At 35.6% G+C, this 14,687-nt stretch carries 14 protein-coding genes and 2 tRNA genes; 15 read left to right on the top strand and 1 reads right to left on the bottom strand.

Going from position 1 to position 14,687, the window contains the following annotated elements; genetic code table 11:
* Window positions 1-33 precede the first annotated feature (33 nt).
* The 6 genes from lgt (at window position 34) to ACRYLU_RS03090 (ending at window position 7,983) form a co-directional block, all read left to right on the top strand.
* On the top strand, window positions 34-819 hold the full coding sequence (gene lgt, locus ACRYLU_RS03065; RefSeq protein ID WP_098394075.1) for a prolipoprotein diacylglyceryl transferase: 786 nt from the start codon (window positions 34-36) through the stop codon (window positions 817-819).
* Between the two features lie 167 nt (window positions 820-986).
* The gene (locus ACRYLU_RS03070; protein ID WP_098394074.1) at window positions 987-1,406 is read left to right on the top strand and encodes a DUF948 domain-containing protein; all 420 of its coding nucleotides are present in this window, start codon (window positions 987-989) and stop codon (window positions 1,404-1,406) included.
* A 29-nt stretch (window positions 1,407-1,435) separates the two neighbouring features.
* Window positions 1,436-1,999, top strand: coding sequence for a YtxH domain-containing protein (locus ACRYLU_RS03075; RefSeq protein WP_015425946.1), 564 nt, complete (start codon window positions 1,436-1,438; stop codon window positions 1,997-1,999).
* A gap of 132 nt (window positions 2,000-2,131) precedes the next feature.
* A complete protein-coding gene (gndA, locus tag ACRYLU_RS03080) occupies window positions 2,132-3,550 on the top strand; it encodes an NADP-dependent phosphogluconate dehydrogenase (protein WP_445081195.1) in 1,419 nt (472 codons plus the stop codon).
* A gap of 180 nt (window positions 3,551-3,730) precedes the next feature.
* Entirely contained in the window at window positions 3,731-5,743 is a 2,013-nt protein-coding gene (locus ACRYLU_RS03085; protein ID WP_058205281.1) for a KUP/HAK/KT family potassium transporter, read from the top strand.
* Window positions 5,744-5,967: 224 nt separating this feature from the next.
* Window positions 5,968-7,983, top strand: a complete 2,016-nt coding sequence (locus tag ACRYLU_RS03090) for a KUP/HAK/KT family potassium transporter (protein WP_038599592.1) — start codon at window positions 5,968-5,970, stop codon at window positions 7,981-7,983.
* Between the two features lie 65 nt (window positions 7,984-8,048).
* Here the strand turns inward: ACRYLU_RS03090 and ACRYLU_RS03095 are convergent, their stop codons facing one another.
* Window positions 8,049-8,219: a DUF3042 family protein gene (locus ACRYLU_RS03095; protein WP_011675764.1), complete on the bottom strand. Its 171-nt coding sequence runs from the start codon at window positions 8,217-8,219 to the stop codon at window positions 8,049-8,051.
* Window positions 8,220-8,414: 195 nt separating this feature from the next.
* Here ACRYLU_RS03095 and ACRYLU_RS03100 point away from each other — a divergent pair, with 195 nt between their 5' ends.
* The 9 genes from ACRYLU_RS03100 to ACRYLU_RS03140 all read left to right on the top strand — a co-directional run bounded on the left by ACRYLU_RS03100 (window position 8,415) and on the right by ACRYLU_RS03140 (window position 14,529).
* The gene (locus tag ACRYLU_RS03100) at window positions 8,415-9,080 is read left to right on the top strand and encodes a YitT family protein (protein ID WP_445081196.1); all 666 of its coding nucleotides are present in this window, start codon (window positions 8,415-8,417) and stop codon (window positions 9,078-9,080) included.
* A gap of 138 nt (window positions 9,081-9,218) precedes the next feature.
* Window positions 9,219-10,103: a tRNA (adenosine(37)-N6)-dimethylallyltransferase MiaA gene (miaA, locus tag ACRYLU_RS03105; RefSeq protein WP_098394072.1), complete on the top strand. Its 885-nt coding sequence runs from the start codon at window positions 9,219-9,221 to the stop codon at window positions 10,101-10,103.
* Window positions 10,104-10,185: 82 nt separating this feature from the next.
* Entirely contained in the window at window positions 10,186-10,854 is a 669-nt protein-coding gene (locus tag ACRYLU_RS03110; RefSeq protein ID WP_098394071.1) for a hypothetical protein, read from the top strand.
* Between the two features lie 169 nt (window positions 10,855-11,023).
* Entirely contained in the window at window positions 11,024-11,920 is an 897-nt protein-coding gene (locus ACRYLU_RS03115) for an SPFH domain-containing protein (protein WP_003129543.1), read from the top strand.
* Window positions 11,921-12,018: 98 nt separating this feature from the next.
* Window positions 12,019-12,090, top strand: a tRNA-Arg gene (locus tag ACRYLU_RS03120).
* A gap of 204 nt (window positions 12,091-12,294) precedes the next feature.
* Window positions 12,295-12,555: a SemiSWEET family transporter gene (locus tag ACRYLU_RS03125; RefSeq protein ID WP_445081197.1), complete on the top strand. Its 261-nt coding sequence runs from the start codon at window positions 12,295-12,297 to the stop codon at window positions 12,553-12,555.
* Window positions 12,556-12,711: 156 nt separating this feature from the next.
* Window positions 12,712-12,784, top strand: a tRNA-Lys gene (locus tag ACRYLU_RS03130).
* A gap of 127 nt (window positions 12,785-12,911) precedes the next feature.
* The gene (rnz, locus tag ACRYLU_RS03135) at window positions 12,912-13,835 is read left to right on the top strand and encodes a ribonuclease Z (protein ID WP_146977843.1); all 924 of its coding nucleotides are present in this window, start codon (window positions 12,912-12,914) and stop codon (window positions 13,833-13,835) included.
* Complete coding sequence (locus ACRYLU_RS03140) at window positions 13,828-14,529, top strand: SDR family NAD(P)-dependent oxidoreductase (protein WP_015425952.1); 702 nt, start codon at window positions 13,828-13,830, stop codon at window positions 14,527-14,529. The genes rnz and ACRYLU_RS03140 overlap by 8 nt, the downstream gene beginning before the upstream one ends.
* Window positions 14,530-14,687: the final 158 nt, after the last annotated feature.

The following is a 14,687-nucleotide window of genomic DNA, read 5'->3' on the forward strand; positions in this document are numbered from 1 at the left end:
TCTGTCAGTAAATTTAGAAAACTGATAAAAAATATGAATAATCTATTTCCCTTTTTAGCTTTAAATAAGATTGCACTCCAATTAGGGCCGCTAGCCATTCACTGGTATGCTATTTTTATTGTGGGTGGTGCCGGATTAGCCGTTTGGCTCGCATGTAAAGAAGCCCCAAAGCGTAATATAAAAACTGATGATATTATTGATTTTGTTCTCTTTGCCTTTCCTATAGGAATTGTTGGAGCGAGACTTTATTATGTCATTTTCCAATGGTCTTACTATAGTCAACATCCTTCACAAATCATCGCCATGTGGGATGGTGGCGGAGCCATCTATGGAAGCTTAATCGCTGGAGCAATTGTCCTCTTTGTCTTTAGCTACTATCGAATGATTCATCCGCTAGATTTGCTTGATATTACTATCCCGGGTGTTTTTCTCGCTCAGGCAATGGGACGTTGGGGGAATTTTGTCAATCAAGAAGCCTATGGAAAAATTGTTTCAAATTTAGACTGGCTACCTGCTTTCATTAGAAATCAAATGTTTATTGGTGGTCATTATCGAATGCCTACCTTCCTATTTGAAAGTATTGGTACACTAAGCGGTTTTATTCTGGTCATGGTCTTTAGACATCGAATTAAAGGCATAAAACGTGGGGATATTTTTAGTTTCTATCTCGTCTGGTATGGAGCCGTTCGTTTTATTGTTGAAGGAATGCGAACAGATAGCCTAATGTTAGGACCTGCTCGTGTGTCACAATGGCTTTCAGTTTTATTAGTGATTGTAGGACTTATTCTCTTTATTTATCGCAGAATAAAAAAAAATTAAGAAGTCTATCCTGAAGGATAGACTTTTTGTCATAAAAAAATGTAAGTTATATTAGAAAATAGTGGAACAATTTGTTATAATGAAGTCAAATAGAATCGCTTTCATCAAAATGAAAGAAGATTGAAAAAATGGGTGCTGATTTTATACCCGAATAAAGAGGAGGAAACGTGGGAAATATTGCATTATTGATTATCGCGATAGCATTTGCTGTATTGGTGGTCTTCTTAGTTATTGTATTACATAAAGTTTCTAAGGTTGTGGAAGAAGCCAACCGTACGGTCAAATTAGTTTCTAGCGATCTAGATGTCTTACTTCATCAAGCTGATGGCATAATGGCTAAAGCCAATACCTTGCTTGATGATGTTAATGGGAAAGTCGCCACGATTGACCCTTTGTTTACGGCAGTCGCTGATTTGTCTGAAAGCGTTTCAGATATCAATGCTTCAAGTCGTAAACTTGTGACACGTCTTAATAGAGGTTCAACAAAACGAAAAACAACTTCAGCTTCAGCAGTCGTTTTGGCAAAAACAGCCAAAAAATTCTTTGTCAAAAAAGATAAAACTGAAGCGGGTGTAAAAGTAAATTAAACTTGCTTACGAAAGAAAGGACTTAACCGATGTCAAAAAAAACAGGATTTCTAGTTGGTGCTTTAGTTGGTGCCGCAGCTGCTCTATTTTTAGCTCCTAAAAAAGGAAGCGAACTCCGCGAAGGGGCTGGAAAAATTTATGATGATTTAAAAGAAAACCCTCAAGAAACATTGACTGGAATGAGAGATACCGCTCTCGATTTCTCAGCTGAAAAATTTAATGAAATCAAAGAAAAATTTGATTCAGGTGAAATTTCAGCTGACAAGGCCAAAGAATTTTTACTTTCAAAACGTGATTTAATTATGGAAAAAGTTGACTCAGGTGAACTGTCTAAAGATTCAGTTGTTGATTTCTTCAATGATACTAAAGATGCTGTCGTTGAAAAAATTAATTCAATGAAAGACAGTGGAGAAGAACTCTTTGATGAAAATGAATCAGACATCTCAGAAGAAGCCGCAGAAGTTGTGGCTAAGTTCAGTGATGCCAAAGATGAAGTGAAAGAAGATATTGATACTGAGTCTCTTGCTGAAGAAGCGAAAAAAATTGCTGACAAAGCCAAAGAATTAACAAATTTTCCTGACGAAAAAGAATAAAATTTAAAATCTGTCTTTAAGGCAGATTTTTTTGTCATGTAAAACATTTACATACTTAACTATGGTAATTGGAAATAAATTGCGTTATACTATATAGTATAGAATATAAAGAAATACTCTGGAGGATTTCAAATGGCACAAGCAAACTTTGGTGTTGTCGGAATGGCTGTAATGGGGAAAAACCTTGCACTCAACGTAGAGTCACGTGGTTATACCGTTGCAATTTACAACCGTACGACTTCAAAAACTGAAGAAGTTTATAAAGAACATCAAGATAAGAATCTTGTTCTCACTAAAACACTTGAAGAATTTGTTGGAAGTCTTGAAAAACCACGTCGTATCATGCTCATGGTTCAAGCAGGAGCAGCGACAGATGCGACAATTAAATCACTTTTACCACTCTTGGATAAAGGTGATATCTTGATTGATGGTGGAAATACTCATTTCCCAGACACAATGCGTCGTAATGCTGAACTTGCAGACTCAGGTATTAACTTCATCGGTACAGGAGTTTCTGGTGGTGAAAAAGGTGCGCTTTTAGGCCCATCAATGATGCCTGGTGGTCAAAAAGAAGCCTACGATTTGGTTGCACCAATTTTTGAACAAATCGCAGCTAAAACTCCTCAAGATGGTAAACCATGTGTGGCTTACATGGGAGCAAACGGTGCTGGACATTACGTTAAAATGGTTCACAACGGAATTGAGTACGGCGATATGCAATTGATTGCTGAATCTTATGATTTGTTGAAACGTGTTCTTGGTCTTAGCAATGCAGAAATTCAAGCCATTTTTGAAGAATGGAATGAAGGCGAACTTGATAGCTACCTCATTGAAATCACTAAAGAAGTATTGAAACGTAAAGATGATGAAGGCGAAGGCTACATCGTTGATAAAATTCTTGATAAAGCAGGAAATAAAGGAACTGGTAAATGGACTTCAGAGTCTGCCCTTGACCTTGGTGTACCACTTCCATTGATTACAGAATCAGTATTTGCTCGTTACATTTCAACTTATAAAGATGAACGTGTTAAAGCAAGCAAAGTTTTATCTGGACCAGCGGTTAATTTCTCAGGCGATAAAAAAGAAGTCATTGAAAAAATCCGCAAAGCGCTATATTTCTCAAAAATTATGAGTTATGCTCAAGGATTTGCTCAACTTCGTAAAGCTTCTGAAGAATTCGATTGGGACTTGCCTTACGGTACAATTGCACAAATTTGGCGTGCTGGATGTATCATTCGTGCAGAATTCCTCCAAAATATTACTGATGCTTTCGACAAAGATAGCGAACTTGAAAACCTCTTGCTTGACGACTACTTTGTAGACATCACAAAACGTTATCAAGAAGCTGTTCGTGATGTAGTTTCACTTGCTGTTCAAGCAGGAATTCCAATTCCAACATTCACATCAGCAATTAGCTACTACGATAGCTATCGTTCTGAAAATCTTCCAGCTAACTTGATTCAAGCCCAACGTGATTACTTCGGTGCTCACACTTATGAACGTACAGACAAAGCTGGAATCTTCCACTACGACTGGTACACAGAAGATTAAGTTGAGAAATAATTAATTAAAAGCTAGAATTTTCTAGCTTTTTTTCTTATAAATTTTGTAGTATTCTTTAGACCATTTTTTAACAAAAAATCAAGAAATTGTTATATGATTTAGGTAATCGAATGTGAATTATTTACTTTGATAAATTTTATGGAACTAGAGAAAGTTGAGGAAATTAGAATGGGTTATGAATCTAATCGCTCATTTAATAAAGCAACAGGTGCCGGTTTCATCATCGCAATGGGAATTGTTTATGGCGACATCGGAACGAGCCCTCTTTACACAATGGAATCAATTGTCCAAGGCCAAGGGGGGCTTGAGCGAATCTCAGAAACGTCAATTATTGGGGCACTTTCGCTCATTATTTGGACGCTGACATTAATTACAACAGTCAAATATGTGTGGATTGCTTTAAAAGCGGATAATAATCATGAAGGCGGAATTTTTTCATTATTTACTCTCGTTCGCAAGTATGCAAAATGGTTAATTATTCCAGCAATGATTGGTGGTGCTGCTTTGCTTTCTGACGGAGCCTTAACACCTGCCGTAACGGTTACGTCAGCAATAGAAGGCTTGAGGTCAATTCCAGCTTTTCATGAAGCTTTTGGTCAGCAGCAATTACCGATTGTTATTATTACTTTAGCGATTTTAGCGGTCTTATTTTTAATTCAACGATTTGGAACTTCAATCGTTGGTAAAGTGTTTGGACCAGTCATGTTTATTTGGTTTAGTTTTCTTGGAATTACGGGTTTGATTAATCTCTTTGGTGATTTTTCTGTCCTTCAAGCAATTAATCCTTATTGGGCAATTCATTTACTTTTAAGCCCAGAAAATAAAGCTGGAATTTTTGTTTTAGGTTCAGTCTTTTTGGCAACGACAGGTGCAGAAGCTCTTTATTCCGATTTAGGACACGTTGGTCGGGGGAATATTCATGTCAGTTGGCCTTTTGTTAAAGTTTGTATCATCCTATCCTATTGTGGGCAAGGGGCTTGGCTTTTACAAAATCGTGGGGAATCTTTAGGAGACATCAATCCATTTTTTGCTGTCCTTCCTCAAAATTTAATCATTTTTTCAGTAATTTTAGCGACCTTGGCGGCAATTATTGCCTCACAGGCATTGATTTCTGGTTCATTTACTCTTGTGTCAGAAGCTATTCGTCTTAAACTGCTTCCTCGATTAAGAATTTTTTATCCAGGAGAAACTTTCGGACAATTATATATTCCAGCCGTAAATTTGGGACTCTGGTTGGCAGCGAGTTTTATTGTGGTTTATTTCCAAAGTTCTGCTCACATGGAAGCGGCTTATGGTTTAGCAATCACAGTAACCATGCTTATGACAACAACATTGTTAACTGTCTATTTAAGTCATTATCAAAAAGTTAAAAAAGTATTGGTTGGCCTATTTTTCACCGTTTTTATCTTTATTGAAGGCTTGTTTTTTGCAGCTTCCGCTGTAAAATTTATGCATGGCGGTTATGTCGTTGTGATTATTGCTGCCATGATTCTATTTGTTATGGCAATCTGGCATAAATCTGATCAGCTTTTTTATAAATATCTTAATTCTTCAAATCTTAATGATTATAAAGAACAAATGGACAAACTCCGCAAAGATGAAACTTACGACCTTTATCATACGAATGTCGTTTATTTAACGGCTAAAATGGATAAAGAATGGATTGACCGTTCAATCTTGTATTCTATTTTGGATAAGCGTCCTAAAAAAGCTAAAGTTTACTGGTTTGTGAAAGTTAATGTTACAGACGAGCCTTATACTTCTGAATACGAAGTGGATATGCTAGGAACTGATTTTATTGTCTGTGTTAATCTATATCTCGGTTTTCATATGCGTCAAGAAATTCCTCGGTATTTACGGACGATTGTGACCAACTTGATGGAGTCAGGACGATTACCCCAACAAAATCAGCCTTATAGTATTACACCAGGACGAAAAGTTGGAGATTTCCGTTTTATTGTTTTAGAAGAAAAACTAATTAATGCAAGACAAATGCCTGGATTTGAACGATTTGTTCTTCAAACAAAAGAGCAAATTAAAAAAATTACAGCTTCGCCAGCACGTTGGTTTGGTCTTCACTTTTCAGAAGTGACGGTTGAAACTGTTCCTTTGGTTCTCTCGGATGTTAAAAATTTGGAAATTCACGAACGAATTTCAGAAGAAAATCAAGGAGAATCATAATAAAATAAAAGCAATCAAAAGATCGCTTACTGTTGCTATCATCGCTTTTGTGATGATTAATGTATTATATATAAAACTGTGAGAAATAAATAAATGTAATTTCCCACAGTTTTTTTTGAATAAACAGGGGATAATCTGCTATAATAAAGCTATTAAAAAACGAGCTACGCTTCGTTTTATTTTATTTGACTATTTTCGTTGAAGAAAGTTGAGGAGTTACAAAAGTGGGTCAAGTACACTTACATAATCGGTCGTTTAATAAAGCGACATCTGCAGGGTTCCTGATTGCATTAGGAATTGTTTACGGTGATATCGGAACAAGTCCACTTTATGCTATGCAGGCCATTGTTCGAGGACAGGGAGGATTAGCAAATCTTTCTGAAAGCTTTATTTTGGGGGCTGTTTCTCTTGTAATTTGGACTTTAACATTAATTACAACTGTTAAATATGTTCTGATTGCTTTGAAAGCAGATAACCATCATGAAGGGGGAATCTTTTCACTCTTTACCCTTGTGAGACGGATGAGAAAATGGCTGATTATTCCAGCAATGATTGGTGGAGCGACATTATTAGCGGATGGGGCATTGACTCCAGCGGTAACGGTCACCTCGGCCATTGAAGGTCTAAGGGGAGTAACACATGTTTACTCAAATCAGACGGCGGTTATGGTAACCACCTTGATAATCCTTGCCTTTCTCTTTTTGATTCAGAGGTTTGGAGCAAGTTTGGTTGGGCGTTTGTTTGGACCAATTATGTTTATCTGGTTTGGCTTTTTGGGTGTAAGTGGACTGATTAATTCTTTTCTCGATTTATCAATTTTAAAAGCAATTAATCCTTATTATGCAATTCACTTATTGTTTAGTTCAGAAAATAAAGCTGGTTTCTTTATCTTGGGTTCTATTTTCTTGGTAACGACAGGGGCAGAGGCACTTTATTCTGACTTAGGACACGTTGGGCGTGGAAATATTTATGTCAGCTGGCCGTTTGTTAAGATTTGTATTATCTTATCTTACTGTGGACAAGGAGCTTGGCTTTTAGCTCACCGTGGGGAACACATTGAAAAACTTAATCCTTTCTTTGCTGTTTTACCTGATAATATGGTTATTTATGTCGTTATCTTATCAACATTGGCGGCGATTATCGCCTCTCAAGCACTGATTTCGGGTTCATTTACTTTGGTATCTGAAGCGATTCGTTTGAAACTTTTGCCATTGTTCAAAATTTATTATCCAGGGCAAACTTTGGGACAACTTTATATCCCAGCAGTTAATTTTGCTCTTTGGGTAACGACTTCATTCTTTGTTTTGTATTTTAAAACTTCAGAACATATGGAAGCAGCATATAGCTTGGCCATTACCATCACTATGTTGATGACAACGACTCTTTTGACTTATTTCTTAATTCAAAAAGGAACGCCAAAAATTGCCATTGCCTTTATTTCTATTGGTCTCTTTTGTATTGAAGGCTCATTCTTTGCGGCTTCTCTTGTCCAATTTATCAACGGAGCATATATTGTGGTTCTGATTGCCTTGGCAATTATCTTCGTGATGTTCATCTGGAACAAGTCACACAAGATTGTCATGAAATATATCAAATCATTGAATATTAATGAGTATAAAAATCAACTTAATGCTTTGCGTCATGATGAATCTTATGATTTATATCAAACAAATGTGGTTTATTTAACAAGCAAAATGGACCATGAATGGATTGACCGTTCAATCTTATATTCAATCTTGGATAAACGGCCAAAACGTGCAGAATGTTATTGGTTTGTAAATGTAAAAGTTACTGACGAGCCTTATACTTCAGAGTATAAAGTAGACATGATGGATACTGACTTTATTGTTCGTGTGAATCTCTATCTTGGATTCCGTATGCGTCAAGAAGTTCCGCGTTATTTAAGAACAATTGTGACGGATTTGATGGAATCAGGACGTTTGCCACGTCAGCATCAACATTACAGCATCACTCCCGGACGTAAAGTTGGAGATTTCCGCTTTGTCGTTGTTGAAGAAAAGCTGATGAATGCACGTCAAATGCCAGGTTTCGAGCGTTTTGTTCTTCAAACTAAAGCACAAATCAAGAGAATTACGGCTTCACCAATTCGTTGGTTTGGTCTTCAATTCTCGGAAGTAACTGTTGAAACAGTTCCCTTGGTTCTTTCAGATGTACGTAATTTGGAAATTCATGAACGATTGGAACAGGTGGATGAAGCAGAAGCTTCAGCAACTCATTAAAGAATATAAAAAAACTTACTGACAAAATTTCTGTCAGTAAGTTTTTGTTTCTGTCAGTAAAATTTTTAACGAGCAAGTCGTTTTCTAGCGGCTTCTTTTCTTTTTTGAGCGATAAATTCGGCCTTGTCAGCAGAAGGAAGATAACCTTTTTTCTTGGCAATTAACAGGGCTGTACCTGCAACAAGAATTTCGACAGATTTTCCAATGAGATAGCCTTGGATAAATTTATTTTTCATTTGGTGGACTCCTTTATATTTTATTTAAAAATTGCTCTATCTTCATTATAAATCAAAAAATGTGAAAACGCTAACGAAGCACATTTTAAAAAGAAAGACTCTTTAATAATTAAGCGGTTAAGCTTAAGATTAGGTGCATGTGATATATTAGTAGCAGTTGTAATAAATAAATGATAAAGAAAGAAGGTAAGAAAAATGACAATTATAGGTGTAAAAACTGACAAAAAGTTTATGAGGGACTTACTCATACTTATTTTAGGTGTCGGACTTTATGTACTCTCAGTTCAGTTATTCGTCATCCCTAATCGTCTAGCAAGTAATGGTGTCGCTGGTTTTTCTGTACTTATGGATTTTGTTTTTGGCATCAACCCAGCCTTGACTTTCTTTTTGGTAAATGTACCACTTTTCATTTTCGGAGGACGTTCGCTTCCGCGGAGAATTTTACTACTGAGCATTCCTGGAGCGCTTGCCATGAGTGGTTGGTTAATGATTTATGAAGCATTAGGAGTTACTGGTTTCCAATTCTCACATGTTGTTTTTGCTGGAATTTTCGATGGACTTCTTTCAGGATTCGGGGCAGGATTAGTTATTATTTCTGAAGGAACATTTGGAGGATCAATCTTATTGAGCCGAATTTTGGAGGAGCAATGGAACTTTAAAATTGACAAGGTTTTGTTTATGGTCGATGTGGTCGTTCTAAGTGTTTCCTTATTAACATTCTTGTCACTTCCTAACTTTGCGGTCACACTACTTTCATGCTATATCTTTAGTAAAATGACTCTGATTGTGGGACGTGAAGATTATCGGAAATCTTTAATGAATCGTGGAAAAAGAATTTATCAAAAAGTTTTTGCTGCATAAAAACTTTAAGAATAATAGAATAAAAATTACTGACAGAAATTGAGCTGTCAGTAATTTTTTCTTGTCAGTGCTTGAATTTACAGGCTATTTCTGAAATAATAGAGAATGAAAATGGTGAGAGTGAGTCATAAAAAATAAATGAAAAAAAATAAAGTTTTAGTGGTTGTCGGGCCTACAGCTGTGGGGAAAACAGCACTTGGTATTGATTTGGCAATCAAATTTAATGGTGAAATTATTTCTGGTGATTCTCAGCAAGTTTATCAAGGATTAGACATTGGAACCGCTAAGGTGACTATGGCTGAACAAGCTCAAGTTCCTCATCATTTGATTGATGTACGTAAATGGACAGAAAATTTTTCGGTTCATGATTTTGTCATTGAAGCTAATCAATTAATTAAAGAAATTCTTGACCAAGGAAAAGTGCCAATTATCGTTGGAGGAACTGGCTTATACATTCAATCTCTTATCGAAGGTTATCATCTTGGCGGACAGGAAAATCATGAGGAGATGATGAAACTTCGTGAAGAATTATCTCTTTTATCTGATGAGGAATTGTTTGCAAAAGTGATTAAAATAAATCCAGAAATTCCTGAGTTAAATCGTAGACGGGCGATTCGTTTTTTGGAGTTGCAAACTTTTGGCTCTCAAGATGAAAATTTGGGTTCTGATTATGATTTTTTGCTTATTGGATTAAATGCTGACAGAAAAGTGCTTTATGATCGAATTAATCAACGGGTTGATCAAATGATGCGTGAGGGCTTATTAGATGAAGCTAGAACTTTGTATGAGCAAGCACCAGAAGTTCAAGCGGCAAAAGGGATTGGTTATAAAGAATTTTTCCCTTATTTTTCAGGGGACATTAGTTTGGAAGAAGCTGTTGAGTTGGTCAAAAGAAATTCAAGACGCTATGCCAAGCGACAATTGACTTGGTTTAAAAATCGAATGTCTGTCGAATTTGAAGATGTTTTTTCAAAAAAATATCCTGACCCAGTTTTTGATAAAGTCACTCAGTTTTTGAACTGACGCATTTTCTTAAAAATGTTATAATGAAAAAGATTGAAAAAAGGACTTTACAAGTAAATTTTATTAAAAATGGAGAGAAAAAATGACTGATAAAAAATGGATTGATTTGGGAATGAAATATGGTGGATTCATGGCTCAAGACCATATCTTTTTAGAAAATAGATTAGCTGCCTTGACCGATGTAAAAGATAAAAGACTTTTGGTGACTCCACCAGCATCAGTTTTAAATGCTTATTTTGCTGAACTTTATCAAAAACGCTCACCGAAAGATGCGACAGATTATTTCTTTGAACTTTCTAAAGCTTTTGATATTTTTGAAGAAAATCCAGATTTTCAACTTGAAGGAAAAAATGGTTATGAAAATTTCAGATTTATTCGACTCAATCTTTCTGGAAAATCATTTGGTTTTTCATATAAAAATGACGCAGAAGAAGCAATTATTTTCAGTGAATTTCCGGTAAAAGTGACAGCCGAATTGATGTTTGAAATTGTACAAATTTTCCCGCATTATCTACTAGTGGAAGAAGACGGAAAATTGATAATGAAACCTGCTCAATTTCAAAGTGAATTTGAGAAAGTGAAAGACCTAACAGCATTAACAGAACAAGCAGAAAATGGGGAATATATTCGCTTAGCCGGCTATAATATTGAAGATTTATTAGAACAAGCCGAAGAAATTGGCTTCTTAAGTCCTTTATGTTTTGGTCGTGACGGACGTAAACACTTTATCTATATTACAAAAGGTTTTTAATCGTTAGTTAATAAACTATCAAAAAAATTGCATTTCTCTTTGATAAGTGATAGACTATGTGAAAACGATTACTGGCGATGCTGTCAGTAATTAATAAGACTGAATTTTTTATAATTACTGACAGAAAAGTTTGTCAGTAACTTTTGGTCAAATATAAGGAGGAACTTTTATGATTTTTATTCCACTCGTTGTTTTAGCAATTATCCTACTCATTTTAATCTTTAGTTTGAGTACAATTGTATTTGTTGTTAAACAACAAACTGTTGCAATTGTTGAACGTTTTGGGAAGTATCAATTTACTGCAAACCCCGGTTTTCATTTGAAACTTCCTTGGGGAATTGATCGGATTGCTGCTCGAGTTCAATTGCGCTTATTACAAACAGAGATGACAGTTGAAACTAAAACTGCGGATAATGTTTTTGTTACGATGAATATTGCAACGCAATATCGAGTAAACGAACAATCCATCAAAGATGCATACTATAAGCTAATGAATCCAGGTGAACAAATTAAGGCTTATATTGAAGATGCCCTTCGTTCAGCAGTGCCAAAATTGACTTTGGATGATGTTTTTGAGAAAAAAGATGAAATCGCTCTTGAAGTTCAAAAAACAGTTGCTGAAGAAATGCAAACTTACGGTTATATTATCGTAAAAACATTGATTACTAAAGTAGAACCTGATGCTGAAGTTAAGCAATCTATGAATGAAATCAATGCGGCACAACGTAAACAAGATGCCAGCCAAATGTTGGCAAATGCTAATAAAATTCAAGTTGTAACTGCCGCTGAAGCAGAAGCTGAAAAAGACCGTCTGCATGGGGTAGGGATTGCGGAACAACGTAAGGCTATTGTTGACGGTTTGGCTCAACAAATTACCGAAATCAAAAAGCTTGGTGTGGCGCTTGATGAAGAACAAATTATGGCGATTTTGTTAACTAACCAATATTTAGATACCTTGAATCAATTTGCTGCAGGTGGAAATTCAACCATTTTCCTTCCAAGCGGAGCTGAAGGAGCAGAAAGTTTAAGGACTCAGATTTTATCAGCCATTAAAGCAGGTAAATAAAGTAAAAATGGAAAGCTATCGATGGATAGCTTTTTTTATTATAGCAAGCTTCTTCTTGCAATTTTTTTTGAAATTAGGTAGAATAAAGTGATTGTAGCGCGTCCGTAGTGTAATGGATATCACGTAAGATTCCGGTTCTTGAGATGGGGGTTCGATTCCCTCCGGACGCATTTAATTAAGTAAATAAACCGCTCGGTTGAGCGGTTTTTATTGTTTTTGTGCCAAACATGTGCCAATGACTGCGTTTTATAGAATCCTAAATATGTTATAATAAGATATTGACTCGAAGGTAAAAAGACTAGGTTTTAAATTTAAAAAATAGTTAGAATGAAACCGCGAGTTTTTTGATATTATCATTTTACAGGAGGGCTTTTATGAATCAAGAGAAACTTATTAAGTATTTAAGTTGGGTAGCGACTGGGATGTCGGTAATGATGTATGTGTCATACCTTCCACAAATTGCTAACAATCTTAGTGGAATGAAAGGAAATCCTATTCAGCCCCTTGTTGCTGCAATTAATTGTACACTTTGGGTCACTTATGGAATTGGCAAAAAGCCTAGAGATTTAGCTTTGGCAACGGCAAACTTTCCAGGTATAATTTTTGGATTGGTCACATTTTTTACTGCCCTTTGATGATGAAAAAAATGATTAATTGGACCTGTGTGTGGCCATTATCAGAGATAAATAAATAATAAATTTAAAAAAAATAAAAAAATTACAGCTGAGACTAGAAATTTCAGAAAGTCTGTGTTATAATATACTTCGTCGTGAAAATGACGCTTTAAGCATGACTCGTTAGCTCAGTTGGTAGAGCATTTGACTTTTAATCAAAGGGTCGCTGGTTCGAGCCCAGCACGGGTCACTAATTTATTGAAGAAAAGATTGTGGGGAAGTTTCACAATCTTTTCTTGTTTTGGAAAATAATTCTGATTTTTGAGAAAATAAAGTTTTAATTTGCCTTAAGGTGAGTTGAAACTGATGGAGGTTCAATGGAAATCCAATTTTTAGGGACTGGGGCTGGTCAGCCTTCTAAATCAAGAAACACTCAGGCAATTGCCTTGAAAATGCTTGATGAGCGTAATGAAATTTGGCTTTTTGACTGTGGTGAAGCAACGCAACATCAAATTTTAAATACGACAATTAAGCCACGAAAAATTACTAAGATTTTTATTACACATTTACATGGGGATCATATTTTTGGCTTGCCTGGTTTTTTGTCTAGTAGAAGTTTTCAAAGTTCAGATGAACAAACTGATTTGGAGCTTTATGGGCCTGTGGGAATTAAAGATTTTGTTTTGACCGCTCTTAGAATCTCGGGTTCACGTTTAGCTTATCGTATCAATTTTCATGAAATTGATTCGGCTGGAAAAATTTTTGAAGATGATAGTTTTGAAGTCCATACAGATTTGCTTGACCATACTATTTTCTGCTTGGGTTATCGCGTCGTAGAAAAAAATCGAATAGGTGAACTCGATGCCAATGCTTTAAAAGAAGCTGGGCTTCCTTTCGGACCCCTTTTTGGTAAAATAAAAAAAGGTGAGATTGTTCAGTACGAAGGAAAAACTTTTGATCCTAAAGATTATATCGGAGCGGATAAAGCTGGTAAAATAGTCACGATTTTAGGCGATACAAGAAAATCGAATGTTGCAGTACGTTTAGCTTATGGAGCAGACTTATTGGTTCATGAGGCAACTTATGAAGCAAATGAAAGTAAAATGGCAAGAGCACATGGTCATTCAACGACGAAACAAGCAGCAGAAGTCGCCAAAGAAGCCGGGGTTAATCGATTGTTATTGACTCATATTAGTGCACGCTATGTTGGACCTTTGGTTGGACAATTGGTGCGTGAGGCACAAACTGTTCATTCCAACACTTTTGTGGTTAAGGATTTTTACGAGGAAAAAATTGGTTAGAAATATTGTAATTACAGGTGCAACTGGTGATATTGCTAAAGAAATTGTCAAATCTTTATCTAAAGAAAATGACCATTTAATTTTGGTTTCACGTAGCCGTAAGGCTCTGATTGAACGCTATGGTCAGCTTGAAAATGTTACATTACTGACCAATGATGAACTTTTGACTAATGAACAATCTTTTGTTGTGGATATTTTGATTAATAATGCTGGTTTTGGTATTTTTAAAGAATTCACTGAACTTACTGATGGGGAAATTACAGAACAGTTTGTCATTAATACGTTAATGCCAATCCAGTTGACCAGATTATTAGAACCGAAAGTTCAATTGATTAATATTGCTTCAATTGCTGGAAAGTTACCAACAGGTAAATCATCAATTTATGCTGCCTCTAAGGCGGCTTTGATTACATTTTCAGATGCTTTGCGTATGGAAAATCCACAATTAATTGTGACAACTGTGAATACTGGACCTGTAAAAACCAAATTTCACAAAGATAATGGAGATTATCTGGAAAAGGTGGGGAAAAATGCAATTTCAGCATCTAAAGTTGCTGACAAAGTTGTGAATAACTTGGGAAAAAGGAAAAGAGAAATCAATTTACCTTGGACTTTATCCACAGCGGCCAAATTGCGAGCTATTTTTCCTTCGCTTTTTGATTTTATATCTGCCAAATTTTTTAATTTCAAATAGAATTTTTTTACTGACAGAAGCTTAATGCTAGTTCTGTCAGTAAATTATAGAAAAGTTTAGGATTTTATTAAATAAAAGAAAAATAATCTCTAAACTTAGCCATTTTTTTCGAGTAATTTATGCTAAAATAATTGAATTGAGCATAGAAAAGATAAAGA

The sequence above is a fragment of the Lactococcus sp. KTH0-1S genome (assembly GCF_052544945.1).